This window comes from Mycobacterium sp., assembly GCF_049683355.1.
GTDB lineage: Bacteria > Actinomycetota > Actinomycetes > Mycobacteriales > Mycobacteriaceae > Mycobacterium.
In genome coordinates this window covers 1-22,326 of sequence record NZ_JBAUJB010000358.1, presented here as the reverse complement: position 1 = coordinate 22,326, position 22,326 = coordinate 1, and the positions used below count along the sequence as shown (strand labels likewise).

Annotated in this window: 19 protein-coding genes and 1 pseudogene; 10 read left to right on the top strand and 10 right to left on the bottom strand. The window is 68.0% G+C overall.

What is annotated here, in order from left to right; translation table 11 throughout:
- Positions 1-39: 39 nt before the first annotated feature.
- From glnA (WA944_RS20690) to WA944_RS20675, 4 genes and pseudogenes are all read left to right on the top strand, one after another.
- Positions 40-1,380 carry a type I glutamate--ammonia ligase gene (glnA, locus tag WA944_RS20690; RefSeq protein WP_159233133.1) on the top strand — a complete coding sequence of 447 codons (1,341 nt, stop codon included), beginning with the start codon at positions 40-42 and terminating at the stop codon, positions 1,378-1,380.
- 22 nt (positions 1,381-1,402) lie between these two features.
- Complete coding sequence (locus tag WA944_RS20685) at positions 1,403-4,384, top strand: bifunctional [glutamine synthetase] adenylyltransferase/[glutamine synthetase]-adenylyl-L-tyrosine phosphorylase (RefSeq protein WP_526647297.1); 2,982 nt, start codon at positions 1,403-1,405, stop codon at positions 4,382-4,384.
- 2 nt (positions 4,385-4,386) lie between these two features.
- Positions 4,387-5,016 (top strand): PaaI family thioesterase, encoded by a 630-nt coding sequence (locus tag WA944_RS20680; protein ID WP_526370379.1) that lies wholly within the window; start codon positions 4,387-4,389, stop codon positions 5,014-5,016.
- Positions 5,013-5,872, top strand: a pseudogene (locus WA944_RS20675) (TIGR03619 family F420-dependent LLM class oxidoreductase). The gene WA944_RS20680 and the pseudogene WA944_RS20675 overlap by 4 nt, the downstream one beginning before the upstream one ends.
- Positions 5,873-5,877: 5 nt before the next feature.
- Here WA944_RS20675 and WA944_RS20670 read toward each other — a convergent pair.
- The gene (locus tag WA944_RS20670; RefSeq protein ID WP_526373173.1) at positions 5,878-6,321 is read right to left on the bottom strand and encodes a DoxX family protein; all 444 of its coding nucleotides are present in this window, start codon (positions 6,319-6,321) and stop codon (positions 5,878-5,880) included.
- A gap of 167 nt (positions 6,322-6,488) precedes the next feature.
- Positions 6,489-7,925, bottom strand: coding sequence for a type I glutamate--ammonia ligase (glnA, locus tag WA944_RS20665; protein ID WP_163891925.1), 1,437 nt, complete (start codon positions 7,923-7,925; stop codon positions 6,489-6,491).
- Positions 7,926-8,083: 158 nt separating this feature from the next.
- Here glnA (WA944_RS20665) and WA944_RS20660 point away from each other — a divergent pair, with 158 nt between their 5' ends.
- Entirely contained in the window at positions 8,084-8,560 is a 477-nt protein-coding gene (locus tag WA944_RS20660; RefSeq protein WP_526373175.1) for an RDD family protein, read from the top strand.
- Between the two features lie 5 nt (positions 8,561-8,565).
- Here WA944_RS20660 and WA944_RS20655 read toward each other — a convergent pair whose 3' ends face one another.
- The 6 genes from WA944_RS20655 to sucB are packed head-to-tail and all read right to left on the bottom strand — an operon-like array spanning position 8,566 to position 15,549.
- Positions 8,566-10,377 (bottom strand): amidohydrolase, encoded by a 1,812-nt coding sequence (locus WA944_RS20655; protein WP_526647296.1) that lies wholly within the window; start codon positions 10,375-10,377, stop codon positions 8,566-8,568.
- A 41-nt stretch (positions 10,378-10,418) separates the two neighbouring features.
- Positions 10,419-11,171, bottom strand: a complete 753-nt coding sequence (locus WA944_RS20650) for a DUF4191 family protein (RefSeq protein ID WP_526373178.1) — start codon at positions 11,169-11,171, stop codon at positions 10,419-10,421.
- Between the two features lie 4 nt (positions 11,172-11,175).
- A complete protein-coding gene (lipA, locus tag WA944_RS20645; RefSeq protein WP_526373180.1) occupies positions 11,176-12,138 on the bottom strand; it encodes a lipoyl synthase in 963 nt (320 codons plus the stop codon).
- Complete coding sequence (gene lipB / locus WA944_RS20640) at positions 12,135-12,833, bottom strand: lipoyl(octanoyl) transferase LipB (RefSeq protein ID WP_526609818.1); 699 nt, start codon at positions 12,831-12,833, stop codon at positions 12,135-12,137. Before lipB ends, lipA begins: the two co-directional genes overlap by 4 nt.
- Positions 12,834-12,850: 17 nt before the next feature.
- Positions 12,851-13,762 (bottom strand): TIGR01777 family oxidoreductase, encoded by a 912-nt coding sequence (locus WA944_RS20635; RefSeq protein WP_526373182.1) that lies wholly within the window; start codon positions 13,760-13,762, stop codon positions 12,851-12,853.
- A gap of 11 nt (positions 13,763-13,773) precedes the next feature.
- Positions 13,774-15,549, bottom strand: coding sequence for a 2-oxoglutarate dehydrogenase, E2 component, dihydrolipoamide succinyltransferase (sucB, locus tag WA944_RS20630; RefSeq protein ID WP_526609817.1), 1,776 nt, complete (start codon positions 15,547-15,549; stop codon positions 13,774-13,776).
- A 171-nt stretch (positions 15,550-15,720) separates the two neighbouring features.
- Here sucB and WA944_RS20625 point away from each other — a divergent pair, with 171 nt between their 5' ends.
- The 3 genes from WA944_RS20625 (at position 15,721) to WA944_RS20615 (ending at position 18,246) form a co-directional block, all read left to right on the top strand.
- Positions 15,721-16,077, top strand: a complete 357-nt coding sequence (locus tag WA944_RS20625) for an oxidoreductase (protein WP_526373185.1) — start codon at positions 15,721-15,723, stop codon at positions 16,075-16,077.
- Positions 16,078-16,100: 23 nt separating this feature from the next.
- The gene (locus WA944_RS20620) at positions 16,101-17,744 is read left to right on the top strand and encodes an SDR family oxidoreductase (RefSeq protein WP_526609815.1); all 1,644 of its coding nucleotides are present in this window, start codon (positions 16,101-16,103) and stop codon (positions 17,742-17,744) included.
- Positions 17,745-17,880: 136 nt separating this feature from the next.
- Positions 17,881-18,246 carry a type II toxin-antitoxin system HicB family antitoxin gene (locus WA944_RS20615; RefSeq protein WP_526374132.1) on the top strand — a complete coding sequence of 122 codons (366 nt, stop codon included), beginning with the start codon at positions 17,881-17,883 and terminating at the stop codon, positions 18,244-18,246.
- Between the two features lie 6 nt (positions 18,247-18,252).
- Here the strand turns inward: WA944_RS20615 and WA944_RS20610 are convergent, their stop codons facing one another.
- Positions 18,253-19,779: a leucyl aminopeptidase gene (locus WA944_RS20610; protein ID WP_526374131.1), complete on the bottom strand. Its 1,527-nt coding sequence runs from the start codon at positions 19,777-19,779 to the stop codon at positions 18,253-18,255.
- 29 nt (positions 19,780-19,808) lie between these two features.
- Here WA944_RS20610 and gcvT point away from each other — a divergent pair, with 29 nt between their 5' ends.
- Complete coding sequence (gcvT, locus tag WA944_RS20605; protein WP_526647295.1) at positions 19,809-20,918, top strand: glycine cleavage system aminomethyltransferase GcvT; 1,110 nt, start codon at positions 19,809-19,811, stop codon at positions 20,916-20,918.
- A gap of 32 nt (positions 20,919-20,950) precedes the next feature.
- The gene (locus WA944_RS20600) at positions 20,951-22,054 is read left to right on the top strand and encodes a branched-chain amino acid aminotransferase (RefSeq protein WP_526374129.1); all 1,104 of its coding nucleotides are present in this window, start codon (positions 20,951-20,953) and stop codon (positions 22,052-22,054) included.
- Here WA944_RS20600 and WA944_RS20595 read toward each other — a convergent pair.
- On the bottom strand, positions 22,055-22,326 hold a 272-nt coding region (locus tag WA944_RS20595), incomplete at its 5' end, for an adenosylcobinamide-GDP ribazoletransferase (protein WP_526647294.1). It abuts the gene before it with no gap.

Genomic DNA, 22,326 nt, shown 5'->3' with positions numbered 1-22,326 from the left:
CGTAACACAGAATTAACAGCCGGAACCTACGCTTCGGGCATGGATCGGCAGAAGGAATTCGTGCTTCGCACGCTGGAAGAACGCGATATCCGCTTCGTCCGGCTGTGGTTCACCGATGTCCTCGGTTACCTCAAGTCGGTGGCCATCGCGCCCGCCGAACTGGAGGGCGCGTTCGAAGAGGGCATCGGCTTCGACGGATCCTCGATCGAGGGATTCGCGCGGGTGTCCGAAGCCGACATGGTCGCGCGCCCGGACCCGTCGACGTTCCAGGTGCTGCCGTGGACCACCAGCGGCGGTGACCACCACTCGGCGAGGATGTTCTGCGACATCACGATGCCCGACGGCTCGCCGTCGTGGGCCGACTCACGTCACGTGCTGCGCCGCCAGCTGTCGAAGGCCAGCGATCTGGGATTTTCCTGCTACGTCCACCCCGAGATCGAGTTCTTCCTGCTCAAACCGGGCCCCTATGACGGGAGTGAGCCCGTCCCTGCCGACAACGGTGGCTACTTCGACCAGGCCGTGCACGACTCGGCACCGAACTTCCGACGCCACGCCATCGACGCCCTCGAGCAGATGGGCATCTCGGTGGAGTTCAGCCACCACGAGGGCGCACCGGGTCAGCAGGAGATCGACCTGCGCTACGCCGACGCCCTCTCCATGGCCGACAACGTGATGACGTTCCGCTACGTCGTCAAGGAGGTCGCCCTCGGTGAGGGGGTGCGCGCGTCGTTCATGCCCAAGCCGTTCTCCGAACATCCCGGCTCGGCGATGCACACCCATATGAGCCTGTTCGAGGGTGACAACAACGCCTTCCACAGCGCTGACGACCCGCAGCAGCTCTCCGATGTCGGAAAGTCCTTCATCGCAGGCATTCTGGAGCACGCCACCGAGATCAGCGCCGTCACCAACCAGTGGGTGAATTCCTACAAGCGGCTGGTGCACGGCGGTGAGGCCCCGACGGCGGCGTCCTGGGGTGCGGCCAACCGCTCGGCGCTGGTGCGGGTGCCGATGTACACGCCGCACAAGTCGTCGTCGCGGCGGGTGGAGGTGCGCAGCCCCGACTCGGCCTGCAACCCGTACCTGACGTTCGCGGTGCTGCTGGCGGCGGGACTGCGTGGCATCGAGAAGGGCTATGTGCTCGGCCCGCAGGCCGAGGACGACGTGTGGAGCCTGACGCCGGAGGAACGCCGCGCGATGGGCTACAAGGAGCTGCCCGGCAGCCTCGGTGTCGCGCTGGGCGAGATGGAGGGATCGGAGCTGGTCGCCGAGGCGCTCGGGGAACACGTCTTCGACTTCTTCCTGCGCAACAAGCACACCGAGTGGGAGAACTACCGCAGCCACGTCACGCCGTTCGAGCTGAAGACCTACCTGTCTCTGTAGGCGTGTCCGGCTGGACTAGATTCTGTTTGTGGCCAAACCCGCGACGCAGCGTCCCAAGCTGCCCGGCGTCGGTCGGCTGGGGCTGGTCGAACCGCAGGCGCAAGCCGATCTGAACGGCCTCGGGTGGAACACCGACGCCCATGTGGAACTGCTGTGGTCGCTGTCGCGCGCTCCCGACGCCGATACCGCGCTGCGAGCGGTGGTCCGGCTGTCCGAGGCGCTGGGTGACGATTGGCACGAACTCGACGGCGCGCTGCTCAAGGACCGCAGCCTGCGCGGCCGGTTGTTAGCGGTGCTCGGGTCGTCACTGGCCCTCGGTGACCACCTGATCGCCAACCCCGACTCCTGGCACCTGCTGGCGGGCAACATCGCCCTGCCGTCGGTCCGGGAGCTGGCCGAGATGTTCACCGAGGAGGCCGAAAAGGCAACGGGCGCTGCGGCCGCCGTGCCACCGCTGCGCACCCTGTACCGCAACCGGGTGATGGTGCTGGCCGCGCTGGACGTCGCCTCCACGGTGGAGAACGAACCGGTGCTGCCATTCACGGTCGTCGGCGAACATCTGTCCGACCTCGCCGACGCGGCTTTGGGCGCGGCGCTGAACGTGGTGTCGCGGTCGGTGTGCGGCGACGGGCCGGTGCCCGCGCTGAGCGTCATCGCGATGGGCAAGTGCGGTGCGCGCGAACTGAACTACGTCAGCGACGTCGACGTCATCTTCGTCGCCGACGACGGTTCGCATACCAGCCTGGGCACCGCGACCAGGATCGCCGGCGAGATGATGAGGCTGGCTGCCGACGCGTTCTTCGAGGTGGACGCCGCGCTGCGGCCGGAGGGCAAGCGGGGGCAGCTGGTGCGGACCCTGGATTCCCACATCGCCTATTACGAGCGTTGGGCCAAGACCTGGGAGTTCCAGGCGCTGATGAAGGCGCGACCGGCTGCCGGGGACATCGGGCTGGGCGCGCGCTACATCGAGGCGCTGATGCCGATGGTGTGGACGGCCTGCGAGCGGGAAGACTTCGTCCCGGAGGTGCAGGCGATGCGCCGGCGTGTCGAGGAGTTGGTCCCGGCGGATGTCCGGACCCGGGAACTCAAGCTCGGCAGCGGAGGGCTGCGCGACGTCGAGTTCGCCGTCCAGCTCCTGCAGCTGGTGCACGGCCGCAACGACGACGAGCTGCACGTCGCCTCGACGGTCAACGCCCTGGCGGCGCTGGGCACCGGTGGGTACATCGGCCGCGACGACGCCGCCAATCTGACGGCGTCCTACGAGTTCCTCCGGCTGCTCGAACACCGGCTGCAGCTGCAGCGCCTCAAACGCACCCACATGCTGCCCGAGGCCGACGACGAGGAGGCGATGCGCTGGCTCGCCCGGGCGGCGCACATGCGCCCCGACGGCCGCCACGACGCGCTGGGCGTGCTGCGCGAGGAACTCAAACGGCAGAGCCGCCGGGTGTCGCGACTGCACGCCAAGTTGTTCTACCAACCCCTTCTGGAGTCGGTCGCCCAGGCCACACTGGGGCTTTCGGACGGAATGAGCACCCAGTCGGCCGAGCGCCAGCTCGCCGCCCTCGGCTACGAGGGGCCGCAGAGCGCGCTGACCCACCTGGCCGCGCTGACGGGCGGCACCGCCCGCCGCGGCCGTGTGCAGCAGGTGCTGCTGCCGACACTGCTGGACTGGCTGTCCGACACCCCCGACCCGGATGCCGGCCTGCTGGCCTACCGCAGGCTCAGTGACGAGCTCGCCGACCAGCGGTGGTTCCTGGCGACGCTGCGCGACGAGGGCGCGGTGGCCAAGCGGTTGATGCACGTCCTGGGCACCTCGGCGTATGTGCCGGACCTGCTGATGCACGCTCCCGAGGTGCTCCAGCTCTACGCCGACGGACCCAACGGTCCCAAGCTGTGTGACGTCGACACCGAGGGCGTGGCCCGGTCGCTGGTCGCGTCGGCGGCCCGGCACAGCGACCCGTTGCGGGCCATCGCCGCGGCCCGGTCGCTGCGCCGCAGGGAGCTGGCCAGGATCGCGTCGGCCGACCTGCTCGGGATGCTCGACGTGACCGCGGTGTGCAAGCAGCTGACCTCGATGTGGGTGGCGGTGCTGCAAGCCGCGCTGGACGCGGTGATCCGCGCCAACACCCCCGACGCCGGTCCGCCGGCGCGCATCGCCGTCATCGGGATGGGCCGTCTCGGTGGCGGGGAACTCGGATATGGCTCGGACGCCGACGTGCTGTTCGTCTGCGAACCCGACGCGGGCGTCGAGGAGTCTGCGGCGGTGAAATGGTCGCAGACCGTCGCCGAGCAGGTCCGGTCACGACTGGGCACACCGGGTGCGGACCCACCGCTGGACGTCGACGCCAACCTGCGCCCGGAGGGCCGCTCAGGTCCGCTGGTGCGCACGCTGGCGTCATATGCGGCATACTACGAGCAGTGGGCGCAGCCGTGGGAGGTCCAGGCGCTGCTGCGGGCACATCGCGTCGCGGGCGACCTCGAACTCGGTGAGCGCTTTCTGCTGATGGCCGACAAGACGCGGTATCCGGCAGGCGGGGTGTCCACGGAGACCGTGCAGGAGATCCGGCGCATCAAGGCCCGGGTGGATGCCGAGAGGTTGCCCCGCGGCGCCGATCCGAACACCCACACCAAGCTGGGCCGTGGCGGGCTCACCGACATCGAGTGGACCGTGCAGCTGCTGCAACTGCGCCACGCGCACAAGATGCCCGCGCTGCACACCACATCGACGTTGGACACGCTCGACGCCATCGGCGCCGCCGAGCTGATCGCCGAGGGTGACATTGAACTGCTGCGTGATGCCTGGCTGACGGCGACGCGGGCGCGCAATGCGCTGGTGCTGGTGCGCGGCAAGCCGACCGATCAACTGCCCGGGCCGGGCCGCCTGCTCAACGCGGTGGCGGTGGCTGCCGGCTGGCGCGACGGTGACGGCGGTGAGTTCCTCGACAACTACCTGAGGATCACCCGAAGGGCAAAAGCGGTCGTACTCAGAATATTTGGAGGGTAGGCGTGGAGTTCGCGTACGACGTGATCAGTTCCGAGGACTACGACCGGCAGCGCGCGAGCTATGACCCGCTCACCGATGCGCTGCGCAGGCTCATCGATGTGGGGATCCACACCGCTGTCGAGGACGCCACGGTGCAGGAGGCCCTGCGACACCTGGAGGCCGCCACCGAGTTGCTGGAACGTGAACAGCGGAGCGTGACCTCGACGCTGCGGCACGCCGACACCGGCAAACCGGTCGCCTGGGCCAATCCCGCTGTCGGGCTTCGCAACGCCATCGCCCCGCCGATGATCATCCAGCACGAGCCCGATGGCAGCTGTTGGAGTGAGTTCACGTTGGGGCGCGCCTACGAGGGACCGCCCGGATGGGTGCACGGCGGCATCTGCGCGCTGCTGCTCGACCACATCCTCGGAGAGGTGGCCAGCGAAGGCCTCAGCCTGCCGAAGTTCACCGGCACGATCAGCGTGAAATACCTTCGCGGCACACATCTGGGGCCGGTGCGTGCCGAGGCTTTCGTCGAACGGTCGGAGGGATTCAAGACCTACGCGAGGGGATACCTCAAGGACTCCGAAGGTGTCACCGTGGAAGCCGACGGTGTGTTCATCATGCCCGCCTGGGCGCGTGACGCCGGATGAGGTTCTATGTCAGTACGGCGTTCCTAGACACCCGGGAGGCCGTCGAGATCGCCACGACGGCAGATGATCTCGGATACCACGGGATGGCGATTCCCGACCATGTGATCGACCTCGAAACCCTGCAGACGCCGTACCCGTACACCAAGGACGGCGCCAGGCGCTGGGAGGCGTTCACCGACTGGCCCGACCCGTGGGTGATGATCGGCGCAATCGCGCTGGCCACCACCCGACTGCGGTTCGTGACGACGGTGTACCTGCCGGCGATGCGCGATCCGTATTCTGCGGCCAAGTCGATCGGCACGGCAGCGGTGCTGGCTTCCGGGCGACTGGAACTGGGCATCGGTGTCGGGTGGTGCCGCGAGGAGTTCGAGTTGCTGGGGCAGCAGTTCGACCGGCGCGGCAAGCGCACCGACGAGATGCTGGAGTTGATGAAGGCGCTGTGGGCGCCGGGGTGGACCGAGTTCAGCGGTGAGTTCTACACCGCGCCGCGGATGGAGATGGAGCCGACACCGCCCCCGATTCGGTTTACGTCGGCGGGCTTTCGGACATCGCGCTGCGCCGTGCCGCACGCCACGACGGGTGGATCGGTGACCTGATCACCACCGAGAAGGCGCTGGAGCGGATCTCGGTACTGCGGCAGCTGCGCGCCGAAAAGGGGCTCTCCATGGAGGGTTTCGAGGTCATCACGCCGTTGACCGACGCTTTCACCCCGGAGCATTACTCCGCCGCTGAGGCCGGCGGGATCACCGGCATCATCACGATGCCGTGGATGTTCTACAGCGGGCCGGACGCGTCTGTGGCCGACAAGATCGACGGGATGCGGCGGTTCCGGAAGGATCTGGGGCTGGGGGATTAGGGACGTCAGCGAGCCGTGGCTACCGTCCCGCGCCGCTGCCCGTCCACCGACCATGCGCCGGCTCCGGTCGTCGCCAGGAGCAGGAACCCGAAGCAGAACAGGATCGCCGTCTCGCCGCCATTGCCGCCGTTGCTGAACGGCCAGAAACTTCCGAGCTCTCCGCCGAGGATGCCCCAGTGCTGCCAGAAGTAGGCCACCGCCATCTGGCCGGCCGCGATCAGCGCCGCGATCCGCGTGAAGAAACCCACGGTGATGAGCAGGCCGGTGACCAGTTCGATCAGCCCCGCCCACCAGTACGGCCAGGTGGCCACGGGAGCGGCCTCCCCGAGCGGGAAGCCGAACAGCTTCATGGTCCCGTGCAGCGTGAACAGCAGCCCGAACATGATGCGGAAGATGCTCAACATCGGGGACGAGAAGCGGGACAACCGGGCATCCAGATTCTGAGCCATGGGGGCAGAATACCGTCACGGACCGGGGTCCGAATGATCTGCACGCGAACAAGGTGATAACAAAAAAACCGGGTGGCGGCCCCCTGAGGAGCAGCCACCCGGTTAGTTGAACCGACTTATACGTCGCGTCGGCGTGCCGACTTATACGTCGCGTCGGCGGTGCCGACTTATACGTCGTAGTAGAGCGAGAACTCGTACGGATGAGGACGGATCTGGATCGGCATGATCTCGTTCTCCCGCTTGTAGGAGATCCACGTCTCGATCAGGTCGGTGGTGAACACTCCGCCCTCGGTGAGGTACTCGTGATCCTCTTCGAGCTTGTCGATCACCGCCGCCAGCGATGTCGGCGCCTGCGGGATGTTCGCAGCCTCCTCGGGAGGCAGCTCGTAGAGGTCCTTGTCGACCGGAGCCAGCGGCTCGATCTTCTTCTTGATGCCGTCGATACCTGCCATCAACATCGCCGCGAACGCCAGGTACGGGTTGCCCGAGCTGTCGGGGCAACGGAACTCGAGACGCTTGGCCTTCGGGTTGTTGCCCGTGATCGGGATACGCACACACGCCGAGCGGTTGCGTTGGCTGTACACCAGGTTGATCGGGGCCTCGTAGCCCGGCACCAGGCGCTTGTAGGAGTTCACCGTCGGGTTGGTGAACGCCAGCAGCGACGGCGCGTGGTGCAGGATGCCGCCGATGTAGTGCCGGGCCATATCCGACAGGCCGGCGTAGCCCGACTCGTCGTGGAACAGCGGCTTGCCGTCCTTCCACAGCGACTGGTGGGCGTGCATGCCCGAACCGTTGTCGCCGAACAGCGGCTTCGGCATGAACGTGACGGTCTTGCCGTTCTTCCACGCGGTGTTCTTGATGATGTATTTGAACAGCAGCACATCGTCGGCCGCGTGCAGCAGCGTGTTGAACTTGTAGTTGATCTCGGCCTGGCCCGCGGTGCCGACCTCGTGGTGGCCACGTTCCAGCACGAAGCCGGCGTTCTGCAGGTTGGTGGCCATCTCGTCGCGGAGGTCCACGTAGTGGTCGTACGGCGCGACGGGGAAGTAGCCGCCCTTCGGACGGACCTTGTAGCCGAGGTTGGGGCTGCCGTCGGACTCGAACGGCTCACCGGTGTTCCACCAGCCCGACTCGGAGTCGACCTCGTAGAAGGTGCCGTTGATCTTCGAGTCGAAGCTCACCGAGTCGAAGATGTAGAACTCGGCCTCGGCGCCGAAGAAGCAGGTGTCTGCGATCCCGGTGCTGGCCAGGTAGTTCTCCGCCTTGCGGGCGACGTTGCGCGGATCGCGCGAGTACGCCTCCCGGGTGAACGGGTCGTGCACGAAGAAGTTGAGGTTGAGCGTCTTGGCGGCGCGGAACGGATCGATCTGTGCGGTTGCCGGGTCGGGCAGCAACATCATGTCCGATTCGTGGATGGACTGGAACCCACGCACCGACGAACCGTCGAATGCGAGGCCGTCCTCGAACACGCTCTCGTCGAACGCCGAAGCCGGGATCGAGAAGTGCTGGACGACGCCGGGCAGATCGCAGAATCGAATGTCGACGTACTCGACCTTCTCGTCCTTGATCTGCTTGATGATGTCGTCGGCGGTCTTTTCAGCCACTGATTGGTCTCCTTATTTCTGGTAGGCCCGCGTTGACGCTATGGACACGATGTTGCACCGTGGTCAACCATATGTTGCGTGGACGTTACGCATGACGATCCAGCGCCCATCCCGAAGCCCGCGGTAGCGCATCCCCGGCACGCGCATATCCTGGCGGGATGGCCGGCGCATTAGGGTCCTGGCTCTCAGGACCGGACCCCTCTCGATCCGGTCATCCGGACGCCGGCACCAGTACCTATCCGGGCGAACGGCTCGGCCTCCCGCAGACCGGACCCGGGTCGATCGCCCGATTCGGCCGGCGTATCGCCGCGCTGTGCGTCGACTGGCTGGTGTCCTACGGGCTGGCGGGCCTGGCCATCGCGTTGGACCTGGTGAGCCCGGCGCTGCTGTCGACCGCGGTCCTGGTCGTCTGGCTGGTGATGGGCATCGTCTCGGTGCGGCTGTTCGGCTTCACTCCCGGCCAGTTGGCGCTGGGCCTGCGGGTGGCGGCCATCGACAACCGTGCGCACGTGGGTTCTGGACGCGCGCTGGCGCGGGGACTGCTGATCACACTCGTCATCCCGGCGCTGTTCACCGACTCCGACCTGCGCGGCCTGCACGACCTCGCGACCAAGACCGCCGTCGTGCGCCGGTAGCCGGTTCATTGCTCGTGGACGATCTTCCCGTTCATCATCGTCAACGTCACCGTCGCGCTGTGGATGTCGTGGGGGTCGACGTCGAAGATGTTCTTGTCGAGCACGATCAGGTCGGCGAGCTTGCCGACCTCCACTGAGCCCACCTGCGCGTCGAGCCGGATCTGGTAGGCGGCGCCGAGCGTGTTGGCGTGTACCGCCTCCTCGACGGAGAGTCGCTGATCAGCCGGGGACAGCACCGCGGCCTCGGGCTGACCGATGAGCTGGCGGGTCACGCCTATCTGGATGGAGTCGAGCGGCCGGTATGTCGAGTAGTACCCGGCCGCCGGCCAGTCAGTGCCCAGCGAGATCCGCCCTCCGGACTTCAGCACGTCCTGTGTTCGGTAGAACAGGTCCTGGCGGGGCTGCCCGTAACGCGCCGCCAGGTTCTTTAGGGTGTCGGGGTCGGCGGACATCCAGTTTGCGGAGAACTGGGCGGTGACGCCCAGCTCGCCGAACCGCCGACTGTCCGGATCCTCCACGTAGACCAGGTGAGCCACGGTGTGGCGGCGGTCGCGCGGTGGGTTCACCCCGACCGCTTGCTCGATGGAATCCAGCGCGGTGCGCGCCGTGCGTTCTCCGCACGCATGGACGTGGACGTCGAATCCTGCAGCGTCGACCTCGCGGATCAGTTGCTGCCACTGCTGTTCGGTGAACGGTGATCCACCCGTGGACTCCGGCTTGTCCGCGTAGGGCTCGAGCAGCCACGCGGTGTAACCCTCCTGGGTGCCGTCGCCGATTATCTTGACGACGCCCACCTGCACCAGGTCGGTGGAGATCTGCTCGCGGATGTCGGTCAGCCTGGCCACCACGTCATCGACCGGTGGCGACTTCACGCTGTACGAGGCGACGACTCGAAAGGGCAGCATGTCCCGGGCCTCGACGTCGGCGTACAGGCTGATCAGTTTCCCCTGATCGTCTCCGATGGGTGGCACGCCGGCGTCGAAGAGCGAGGTGATGCCGGCGGCCGACGCCTTCGGCAACCATGACTCCAGCAGCGTTTCCATGGTCTGAGCCGAGATCGGCTCGACGGCGTCGACGATGCCGAGCACAGCGTCCACCTCGAGCACGTAGCCGGTGGGGTCGCCACTGGAGTCCCGGACGTAGTAGCTGAAGCCGGGGATGGGGTCCTCGGTGTCCCGGTTGACCCCGGCGATCTCGAGGGCTCTGCTGTTGGCCCACAGGCTGTGCCCGTCGATGGCGAAGAAGAACCCGGGCCGGTCGGGCAGCACCCGGTCCAGGTCGGCGCGGGTGGGGCCTTGGGGGCCGAACATGTCCACCCGCCAGCCGAAGCCGCGCACCGGGTTGGTTTTCGCGTAGCCCGCGATGGCGGCGAGCGCATCGGCACCCGTCGGCACCTGGAGGTCGACACCGGAGGTGAGGAAGGCGCCGAGGAATGGATGGATGTGGCCCTCGACGAACCCCGGTAGAAGCAGCCGACCGTCGAGGTCGACGACCCTGGTTCCGGGCCCGGCGAGCGCCATCGCACCGGCTTCCTCGCCGACGTAGCTGATGGTGTTGCCCGTCACCGCGACGGCCTCGGCCCAGGGGGCTGGCCCGGCGACCGTGTAGACGGCTCCGTTGCGGAACACGAAATCAGCGTCGGGCGGAGGCGCGGCGGTCTGCTGCGCACCCGGACCGGACTGGGCCGCACAGGCGGCGGAAGCCGCCATGGTCGTCGTGATGGCGGCGGCCCGTAACAGGTTTCTTCGCGTCAGGTGTCTACGGCTGCCCGCACCGAAAGCAGCGAAGTGCGGCGCCCATTCGCACGCAGTACACATCTGGCCCCCCGGTAGCTGCGGTCAACGACCGCCGGACGGGGTCACTTCCGCCGGACGGTGCGCTGCACGCCGCGCATCTTGGCGCCGGCGGGCAGTGGGCCCTTCGGCATCGCCGCAGGCCCGACCTTGGTGCCCAGCGCGGCGAGGCGGGACTCCAGAGAGTCCATCTGCTTGACCGTGATATTGGCCGGGAGCTTGCCGAGGTGCCGTTCCAACTTGGACAGCGGCACCTCACCGTCGCCGTTCCCGATCACGATGTCGTAGATCGGGACGTCGCCCACCAACCGGGCGGTGCGCTTCTTCTCCTGCGCCAGAAGCGGCTTCACGCGCGAGGGGGAACCCTCGCCGACAAAGATCACACCCGGACGGCCGATCACCCGGTGCACGGCGTCGAAGTGGCCGGTGGCCGACACCCCGGGGGTGACGCGCCACTTGCCGCGCAGGTTCTCCAGCGCCCACGCGGCCGCACCGGTCTGCCCTTCGGCCTTGCGGTACACCGATTTCTGGGCGCGGCGGCCGAAGATGATGAAGGCCACCAGCCCGCCCAGCAGCACGCCGAGCGGGATCATCATGTACATCGTGAACCCGCCGGCGTAGACCCCCGCAGCCACCGAGGCACCCACGATCAGCACGAACACGCCGATCATGTACGGCAGCAGCCGCTTGTCCTCTTTGCGCTGGATCTGGAAGGCCTGCCACAGCTGACTGCGGCGTTGCTTGGAAGCGGCCTTGCGGGCGGCCTTGGCCTCAGCCTTCGCCGCCTTCACTTCCGCCGGGTTACGCGATTTCGCCATTCGTTCAGGATACGGAGTCCGATGCCGCCGCCGCGGCCGCTCCGGCGGGACGGGATGCGACGGTCTGCGCGTAGAGCTTGCCGGCCCGGTACGACGAGCGCACCAGCGGTCCGGCCAGCACGCCGGGGAAGCCCAGGCCGGCCGCGTACTGCTCGTGCTCGACGAACTCGTCGGGATGCACCCACCGCTCGACGGGGTGGTGGCGTGCCGACGGCCGCAGGTACTGCGTGATGGTGACGATGTCGCAGCCCGCCTCGTGCAGATCACGCAGTGCCGCGCGGACCTCGTCGGGCGTCTCTCCCATGCCGAGGATCAGGTTGCTCTTGGTCACCAACCCGTAATCGCGGGCGCTGGTGATCACCGACAGGCTGCGTTCGTACCGGAACCCGGGCCGGATCCGCTTGAAGATGCGCGGCACCGTTTCCACGTTGTGCGCCAAGACCTCCGGGCGGGAGGCGAAGACCTGCTCCAGCAGGTCGGGCTCGGCGTTGAAGTCGGGGATCAGCAGTTCCACGCCGGTGTTCGGGTTCAGCGCCTTTATCTGGCGGACCGTCTCGGCGTACAGCCAGGCGCCGCCGTCGGGCTGATCATCTCGGGCCACCCCTGTGATCGTCGAGTAGCGCAGGCCCATCGCCTGGACACTCTCGGCCACCCGGCGCGGCTCGTCGCGGTCGAGTTCCGCCGGCTTTCCGGTGTCGATCTGGCAGAAGTCGCAGCGCCGGGTGCACTGCTCGCCGCCGATGAGGAAGGTGGCCTCACGGTTTTCCCAGCACTCGTAGATGTTGGGGCAGCCCGCCTCCTCGCACACCGTGTGCAGGCCTTCGCGGCGCACCAACGCCTTCAACTCGGTGTACTCCGGGCCCATCTTGGCCCTGGTCTTGATCCACGACGGCTTGCGCTCGATCGGCGTCTGCGCGTTGCGCACCTCGAGCCTGAGCAGCTTGCGGTTTCCGGGATCGACAGTCACTGTGTCGATGGTACTGCGTCGGCGCTGATGCGGCCGGTGTCCAGGTGCCCGTCGAGCACGTCACACACCGCGTCGGCCACCCGGTCCATCACGTCGTCGACCCTGACCGTGCGGCCCAGTTCGGCGGTCAGCGACGTGACCCCGGCATCGGCGATGCCGCACGGCACGATGGCGCCGAAGGCGCTGAGGTCACAATCGCAGTTCAGGGCGAAGCCGTGCAGCGTTGTCGCCCGGGCCACCCTGATCCCGATCGCCGCCACCTTGCGCGCCGGACGGGCGTCACCGGCGGGGACCCAGACGCCGGACCGGCCCTCGATCCGGCCGGTCCGCAGGCCCAGGTCGGCGCACACCGCGATCAACGAATCTTCAAGCCGCCGAACAAAGTTGACCACATCCAACGGCTCGGCCAGGCCGATGATCGGGTACCCGACGAGTTGTCCAGGGCCGTGCCAGGTGATCTTGCCGCCGCGGTCGGTCTCGACGACCGGCGTGCCGTCCACCGGCAACTCATGGGCGAGTGTGCGCCGGCCCGCGGTGTACACCGGGGGATGTTGCAGCAGCAGCAGGGTGTCGGGGCCGCCGGCGGCGCGGGCGTCGGCCAGCTCACGCTGCCGGTCCCAGGCAGACCGGTAGTCGAGGGTGCCCAGGCGCTGCACCTGCACCGGCGAGGTGTCCGAGCGAATCGATGCCACCATCAGGTCGACGGTACTCCTCAATGGCCTTTGGGCGCGGTCGCGAATGCCAGGGCCTCGCCGATGGTGTTGTGGCGGAACCGGAAACCGGCGCGCTCCAGTGCCGCGGGGATTGCGCGCTGGCCACCCAACAGGCCCTCGTCGGCGAACTCGCCCAACACCGTGCGCAACGCGAACCCGGGAACCATCAACGGGGTCGGCCGGTTCACGGTCCGCCCGAGCGCCGTGGTGAACTCGGCGTTGGTGACCGGCGCGGGCCCGGTGAAGTTGACCGGTCCGGACAGTTCGTCGTGGGTGATCGCGAACAGCAGGGCACGCACCTGGTCCTCGAGGCTGATCCACGGCAGGTACTGGCGACCGTTACCCAACCGGGCGCCGAGACCGAGCAGGAACAGCGGCTTGAGGCGGCTCAGCATGCCCCCCGACGGAGCCATCACCAGGCCGGTGCGGGTGAGCACCACCCGCACGCCCGCGCCTGCGGCCGGTGCGGTCGCTGCCTCCCAGTCCACCGTGAGCCTGGCCAGGAAATTGCTCCCCGGACCGGCGGACTCGTCCACCGAGTGGTTGCCGGTGTCGCCGTAGTAGCCGACGGCGCTCGCGTTGATCAGCAGCGGCACCCCGGCGTCGACCACAGCGTTGGACAACACTTCGGTCGGTCCGATCCGGCTGTCCCGCAGGCTCTGCTTGAACGCCCCCGACCAGCGCTTCTCACCGACGTTGACGCCGCACAGATTGACCACGGCGTCGACGCCGCCGAGCAGGCCGGGATCGAACTCGCCCGTGGCCGGGTTCCAGTACAGCTCGTCGGCGGTGGCCGGGGTGCGCCGAACGATGCGCAGCACCCGGTGATCGGTGGCGCGCAGCGCGTAGACCAGCGCGGTACCGATCAGACCGGAGGATCCCGCGACGGCGATGACCGAATCTGATGGCATCGACACTGCAGCTACAGGCCCAGATCTGCCTCGAACGCACCCTCTTCGAGACGACGTTTGATCGTGGTGACGAAGCGTCCGGCGTCCGCGCCGTCGATCAGCCGGTGGTCGTAGGTGAGCGGCAGGTAACACACCGAGCGCACACCGATCGACTCGTTACCGAACTCGTCGACGATCACCCGTGGCCGCTTGACGATGGCCCCGGTGCCGAGCATCGCCGCCTGCGGCGGAACCAGGATCGGGGTGTCGAACAGGGCGCCCTGGCTGCCGATGTTGGTGATGGTGAACGTGCCGCCGGACAGCTCGTCGGGCTTGAGGTCACCGGAACGGGCCCGCGCCGCGATGTCGGCGATCGCCCGGGCAAGCCCACCCAGTGACAGGTCACCGGCGTTCTTGATCACCGGCGAGAGCAGACCCTGATCGGTGTCGACCGCGAAGCCGAGATGCTCGGCGTCGTAGTAGGTGATCTCCTTGGCGTCCTCGTTGTAGCTGGCGTTGACGTTCGGGTGGATCTTCAGCGCGTCGATGACCGCCCTGGCGATGAACGGCAGGTAGGTGAGGTTGACGCCTTCACGCTCGGCGAACTTCGCCTTCGCCTTCGACCGCAGGGACACGATCTTCGTCATGTCGACCTCGTGGGTCTGGGTCAGCTGCGCTGTCGCCTGCAGCGACTCACGGGTCTTCTTCGCGGTGATCTGACGGATCCGGTTGGCCTTCTGCGTGGTTCCGCGAAGGTGGGCCAGTGCGGCCTCGGGCGCAGGAGCCTGCGACGACGACTTCGCGGGCGCTTCGGCGGCGGGTGCGGCCTTGTCCTCGGCCGGAGCGCTCTTGGCTGCCTTCTTTTCCTCGGCTGCGGCGAGCACATCCTGCTTGCGGATACGGCCGCCCACACCGGTGCCCTTGACCGACGTCAGGTCGACGTTGTTCTCGTTGGCCAGCTTGCGCACCAACGGGGTGACGTAGGGTCCGCTGTCGCTGCCCGACTCTTCCGCCGCTGGCTTGGATTCAGGCTTCGGCTCCGGTTTCGGTTCGGGTCTGGGTTCGGGTTTCGGCTCCGGCTTGGACTCCTTGGCGGGCTCCGGTTCCGGCTCTGGCTCGGGTTCCGGTTCGGGTTCCGGCTCTGGTTCGGGCTCGGGCTCGGGTTCCGGTTCGTCGGCGGCGGAGGAATCAGCGTCGCCGATCTTGGCGAGCTCGCCACCGACCTCGACGGTGTCGTCCTCCTCGGCGGTGATCGAGACCAGCGTGCCGGCCACCGGTGACGGGATCTCGGTGTCCACCTTGTCGGTGGACACCTCGACCAGCGGCTCATCCACCTCGACGCTGTCGCCGACGTTCTTCAGCCAGCGGGTCACCGTTCCCTCGGTGACCGACTCGCCCAACTCGGGCATCAGCACCGGCGTCGCGGACCCGCCCGAACCCGACTTGCCCGACGACTTGGCGGCGGGCTTCGACTCCGGTTCCGGCTCGTCCTCGGGCTCGGGCTCCGGCTCGGACTCGGCTTCGGGCTCCGCCTCGTCGTCACCGCTGTCACCGCTGTCACCGTCGTCGTCGGCATCGCCGATGACCGCCAGCTCTCCGCCGACCTCGACGGTGTCGTCCTCCTGGGCGACGATCTTCTTCAACACACCTGCGGCAGGGGACGGGATCTCGGTGTCGACCTTGTCGGTCGACACCTCCAGCAATGGCTCATCCGTCTCGACAGTGTCGCCCTCTTGCTTGAGCCAGCGGGTGACTGTCCCCTCGGTAACGCTCTCGCCGAGTGCGGGCATCTGAACGGAGATGGCCATATGTCGTGGCTCCCTTGCACGGTCAGTCGCAGGTGTTGAAGTGTCGCTTCCCATCCTGTCACGTCCGCTGTCACGTTTCGCCGCGGACGGGGTTACTCGCCGCTCTGGCACTATCGAAATGAGGCACGAAATCCAGCGAGCACCCGGAAGCCGGGAAAGGAGCAACCCCAGGTGGGACTCTTCAACAAGCTTCGCCGTCGGCGTGGCGCAGGTCGCGCCGCGGCAAGCGATCCGGCAGCGGACCTTCGTTACCTGCAGCAATGGGTCGCCGAGCACATCGGCGTGGAGGCTTTCGTCGAACCGAAGACGACAGTCACCGAGGTGACCGTGGTGCTGGTGGCCGCCGACGGCGAATGGACACGCCGCAAGGCCGGGGGAGACGCCGGAGCGCGGCGGCTGTCCGACCGGTTGAAGATCCCGGTGTACGACGTCCAGAAGGTCGGCTACCCGCAGCGGATGCGCGACTACGACGCGCGCCGGCGGATTCAGCGCAAGCGCGCCCAGCGCGAGGAGCTCGAAGGCCGCTAGTAGTGTCCGCACGCGGAGGTGTCATGACGCGGCGGTTTGTCGAGACCAGCGATGGTGTGCGTATCGCGGTCCACGAAGAGGGCAGTGCCGATGGGCCGACCCTGGTGCTGGTTCACGGGTACCCCGACACGCATCGCCTCTGGGATCCGGTGGTGGCCCTGCTCGAAGACAGGTTCCGGATCATCCGCTACGACAACCGCGGCGCGGGCGATTCCACTGCCCCCAAACGGACTTCGGCGTACCGGATGCAACGTTTCGCCGACGACTTCGCCGTCGTCGTCGACGACGTGTCCCCGGGCCGCGCCGTGCACGTGCTGGCCCACGACTGGGGCTCGACGGGCGTCTGGGAGTTCCTCCTCACCCGACCCGGAGCCGCCGAACGGGTCGCGTCGCTGACCTCCGTCTCGGGGCCGAGCCACCGTCACGTGCACCGCTACATCGTGGACACGCTCAGCCGGCCGTATCGTCCGCGGCAGTTCCTGCGGGGGCTGCGTCAAACCGGCAGGCTGGCGGCGGCGCTGCCCCGGTCCGTGCCGGTGAAGATGTACCGCGCCAATTTCGTGGACACCGTCACCGGAGCCCGGACCGATCCCCACGACCTCGGCGTCGGGGTTCCGGTGCAGCTGATCGTGAACGCTCTCGACCCCTACCTGCGGCCGCACTTCTACGACGACATCGCAGTCTGGGCGCCGCGATTGTGGCGGCGCGACTTCAGGGCCGGGCACGGGTCACCCACCTCCCATCCGCAGGTACTGGCGCGCTCGGTCACCCAGCTCGTCGACCATCTCGAAGGCGCCCCGGCCGCGCGGGAACTGTTGCGGGCACAGGTCGGCCGCCCCCGTGGGCCATTCGGCGACATGCTGGTCTCGGTCACCGGCGCGGGCAGCGGCATCGGCCGGGAGACCGCCCTGGCGTTCGCCCGCGACGGCGCCGACGTGGTGATCAGCGACGTCGACCGGGCCGCGCTCGACGAGACCGCCCGACTGGTCGCCGCCACCGGGGCGGACGCACACAGCTACCCGCTCGACGTCGCCGACGCGGCGGCGGTCGAGGCGTTCGCCGAACGGGTGTGCGCCGAACACGGCGTCCCCGACATCGTGGTCAACAACGCAGGCGTCGGACACGCCGGGTTCTTCCTCGACACCCCGGCCGAGGAGTTCGATCGAGTGCTCGACATCAACTTCGGCGGTGTGGTCAACGGCTGCAGGTCGTTCGCCAAACGCCTCGTCGAGCGCGGGACCGGAGGCCACATCGTCAACGTCGCGTCGATGGCCTCCTACACCCCGGTCAACGTGATGAACGCCTACTGCACCTCCAAGGCGGCGGTGTACATGTTCTCCGACTGTCTGCGTGCCGAACTGGATGCGGCCGGCATCGGGCTGACCACGATCTGTCCGGGGGTCATCGGCACGAACATCGTCGAAGCCACCCGATTCTCGCTGCCCGAGGCGCGCAGCCACGACGCCGAGAAGGTCCGCGGACGGGCGCGGAAGGGGTTCGGGGTACGTCGGTACGGACCGGAGAAGGTCGCCAAGGCCATCGTCGCCGCGGTGAAGACGAACAAGGCGATCCGGCCGGTTACGCCGGAAGCGTACGTCCTCTACGGCGTCGCCCATGCGGCACCGCAGGCGATGCGCAGTGGAGCCCGCGGCGGAAACGTCCTGTAGAGGTCAGCGGATGGGGAGATGCGCCCTTCGCCAAATCCGATATCGCATGCGGTATCGAAATTGAAGACGGGACACCTACGCCGTGAGCCCGAGATCAGTGACGTGGATCGTCCCCGTGTCGGGTTAGCGTTTTCCGATGGCATCACCGGGGCCGGCCGACGCAATCCGCTACACCTACCGCGTGGAGTGGTCGGCCAGAATCGAGGGCTACGTCGCCCGCTGTCTGGAGTTGCGGGGCGTGTCCGGGTCGGCTCCCACCGCGCCCGAAGCCATCGCCCGCGCAGAGAGGGAGGCCGCCGAACACCTCGCAGCGATGGGCGACATGTTCGGTGGTGAGCCACCAACGCCGTTGACAGATCACGACTTCAGCGGGACGTTCCTGGTCCGCACGTCTCGGGAACTGCACGCCCGGTTGGCGGTAGAGGCAGCCGAACAGCGTGTATCGCTCAACCAGTGGGTCGTTCAGAAGCTCGCCAACCGGCCCCCGTCACTGGACTGGTGACCACCATCAGCCGTTCTCGCAGATGTCCTCGAGGACCGCGAATATCGTCCGTGTCGGCACCCCGGTGCCGCCCTTGGGCGTGTAGCCCCACGGGCCGCTGGAGTTGTATGCGGGGGCTGCGATGTCGATGTGCGCCCATTGGACCCCGTCGGCGACGAACTCCCGCAGGTAGGTGCCGGCCACCAACATGCCGGCGTAGCGCGAGCCACTGACGTTGGCCAGGTCGGCGACCGTCGACTTCAGGTCGTCTTTGAGTTCCTCGGGAAGCGGCATCGCCCAGCCGTTCTCGCCGACCCCCTGGGAGATCTCGGCGACGCGGTCGCGGAACTCCTCGCTACCCATCACCCCCGGGGTGCGAGCGCCCAACGCCACGGTCTGTGCGCCCGTCAGCGTCGAGGTCTCGATGAGATAGTCCGGTCCGTCCTCACACGCCCGCACGATCGCGTCCGCCAGCACCAGCCGGCCCTCGGCGTCGGTGTTGAGCACCTCGACGGTGATGCCGCCGTACTGGGTCAGCACGTCGCCGGGGCGCTGCGCAGTGGCCGAGGGCATGTTCTCGGCCATCGGCACGGTGGCGATCACGTCGATGGGCAGCTGCTGCCGCGCCGCCAGCACCACGGTCGCGATGACGGCCGCCGCGCCGCCCATGTCGGAGGTCATGTGGTGCATGTTGGCGGCCGGCTTGATCGAGATGCCGCCGGTGTCGAAGGTGATGCCCTTGCCGACCAGCGCGACCGTCTTCGGCTTCTTACCCTTCCCGCCCTTGTGCGTGAGCCGCACCAGCCGAGGTGGCCGCGACGAGCCCTTGCCGACCCCGACGACCCCGCCGTAGCCGTCCTTGGCGAGGGTCTTCTCGTCGAGCACCTCGACCTCCAGGCCGGACGCCTCACCCAAAGCCTTTGCCCGCTTAGCGAATTCGGCAGGAAAAAGGTGGCTGGGCGGGGTGTTCACGAAATCCCGCGCGGTCGCGACAGCGGTCGCGATCGCCTCCGCCCGGGCGGCTGTCTCCTTGGTCGCCGACTTCGTGTCCGGTGCCAGCGCGGTGATCTTGCGCACCCCCTGGTCTTTCGGAGCGGACTTCGCGCTCCGGAACTCGGTGAACCGGTAGGCACCCAGGATCAGACCTTCGACCGCCGCCTCGAGGTCCAGGTCCGACAGCGTGGTGAAGACGGTCTCCACACCGGTCAGTGAGCGCGCCGCCATCCCGGCAGCCCGGCGGATCGTCTCACCCGACCAGCTTTCCCGGTCCTTGCCCAACCCCACGGCCAGCACACTGCTCACCGGCAGCGACGGCGCCACCACCCTGGTGACCTGCTCGGAGCTGCCTTTGGCACCCAGCGCCTCGAGTGCCACCTCGATCTCGCCGACGGCCTCGGCGTCGAGGTACGCGCTGGTGACGACCCGAGCCTTCGCGTCGTCGTTGGAACCGGCGGCGACGACCGGCACGATCAGGACCGACGAATCGACTCTGCGCTTTGGCAGGGCGGTCGCCACGGCGACGGAAGGGGGCTGGTAACCGGCTGGAGTGCTCACGGGGGTTCACCCTATCCACTGGGCTACTAGTGTGGTTCGGCGTGAGTGACAACCTGCTGGCCGGCCCTCTGGAGAACCGTCATCGCGAGCTCGGCGCGAACTTTGCCGAGTTCGGCGGCTGGCTGATGCCGGTGTCATACGCCGGCACGGTCGCCGAGCACACGGCCACTCGCGCCGCGGTGGGCTTGTTCGACGTCAGTCACCTCGGGAAAGCCCTGGTGAAGGGCCCGGGCGCAGCCGAGTTCGTCAACTTCGCGTTCACCAACGACCTGCGCCGCATCGGTCCGGGCAAGGCCCAGTACACCCTGTGCTGCACCGACTCGGGGGGCGTGATCGACGACCTGATCGCCTACTACGTCTCCGACGACGAGATCTTCCTGGTTCCCAACGCCGCCAACACCGCAGCCGTCGTCGCCGCGCTGCTCGAGCGGGCCCCGGACGGTCTGACGATCACCGACGAGCACCGCTCGCGCGCCGTGCTGGCGGTACAGGGACCCAAGTCGGCTGATGTCGTCGGCGGCTTGGGTCTGCCCACCGACATGGACTACATGGGCTACGCCGACGCGGTGTTCGGCGGCGTGGACGTCCGGGTGTGCCGCACCGGTTACACCGGTGAGCACGGCTACGAGCTGCTGCCGCTGTGGGATCAGGCGGCAGTGGTGTTCGACGCGTTGGTCGAGGCCGTCACCACCGCCGGAGGCCAGCCCGCCGGCCTCGGGGCGCGCGACACACTGCGCACCGAGATGGGCTACCCGCTGCACGGCCACGAGTTGTCGCTGGACATCTCACCGCTGCAGGCGCGCTGCGGCTGGGCCGTCGGATGGAAAAAAGATGCGTTCTGGGGCCGCGACGCGCTGCTCGCGGAGAAGGAAGCCGGCCCGCGACGCACGCTTCGCGGCCTGCGGGCCCTCGGGCGCGGCGTGCTGCGCGAGGACCTCACAGTGCTCGACGGGGACACGCCCATCGGCGTCACCACATCGGGAACCTTTTCTCCGACACTGAAAGTCGGCATCGCGCTCGCCCTGATCGACACCTCGGCCGGTATCGACGACGGCCAACGGGTCGCCGTCGACGTGCGCGGACGCATGATCGAATGCGAAGTGGTCAAGCCGCCGTTCGTCGACACCCGGACCCGCTAAAACCGCTGGCCCCCGGTTATACAATCGCTTTCATGACTGAAGGCCTCGAGTTCACCGTCGATCGCATCGCGAATCCGGCGAGCGACGAGGTACGTGCCGAGATCCTGGCCAACCCGGGTTTCGGGAAGTTCCACACCGATCACATGGTGTCGGTCGCCTACAGCGCCGACCGGGGGTGGCACGACCCGCAGGTGCTCCCGTACGGACCCATCTCGCTGGACCCGTCGGCGATCGTGCTGCACTACGCGCAGGAGGTCTTCGAGGGGCTGAAGGCCTACCGCTGGGCCGATGGGTCCATCGTCTCCTTCCGGCCCGAAGCCAACGCCGCCCGGTTGCGTAGGTCGGCGCGCCGGCTGGCCATCCCGGAGCTGCCGGAGGAGCTGTTCATCGAGTCGCTGCGGCAGTTGATCGCCGTCGACGCAGCTTGGGTGCCGCCCGCCGGCGGGGAGGAGTCGCTGTATCTACGGCCGTTCATCTTCGCCACCGAGCCCGGGCTGGGGGTCCGGCCGGCCAACGAATACCGCTACCTGGTGATCGGCTCCCCTGCGGGTGCCTACTTCCCGCGGGGTATCAAGCCGGTCAGCGTGTGGTTGTCCACCGAGTACGTGCGTGCCAGCCCCGGCGGCACCGGTGCGGCGAAGTTCGGCGGGAACTACGCCGCCTCCCTGCTGGCGCAGGCCGAAGCCGCCGAGCAGGGTTGTGACCAGGTGGTGTGGCTGGACGCCACCGAACGCCGCTACGTCGAAGAGATGGGCGGCATGAACCTGTTCTTCGTGTTCGGCAGTGGCGGCACCGCCCGGCTGGTCACCCCGGAGCTGTCCGGTTCGCTGTTGCCCGGTATCACCCGGGACTCGTTGCTGCAGTTGGCAACCGACGCGGGCTTCGCGGTCGAGGAACGCAAGATCGACGTCGACGAGTGGCAGAAGAAGGCCGCCGCCGGTGAGATCACCGAGGTGTTCGCGTGCGGTACCGCGGCCGTCATCACCCCGGTGTCGCACGTCAAGCACACCGAAGGCGAGTTCGCGATCGCCGACGGTGAGCCCGGCGAGATCACCATGGCGCTGCGCGACACGCTGACCGGTATCCAGCGGGGCACCTTCGCCGACACCCACGGGTGGATGGCCACCCTCTCCTAGCTAGGAGCCGATCGCCAATCCGACGGCGGCAACCGTCGTCGTCACCTCCACAGCGGCACCCAGCACGTCGCCGGTGATACCGCCGAACCTGCGTACACAGTGCGCCACCAGCGCGGCGCTGCACGCCAGTGCGACCAGCACCACCAGCGGGCCCTGCCAGAGCTGCGGCCCCACCGGGATTGCCAGCGCAGCGACCACAAGGACCCACCCGGCGACCACCCACGCCGGCTGGGTGCCCGCGACCTGCCCGCCCAGGGAGCTGCCCTGGGCAG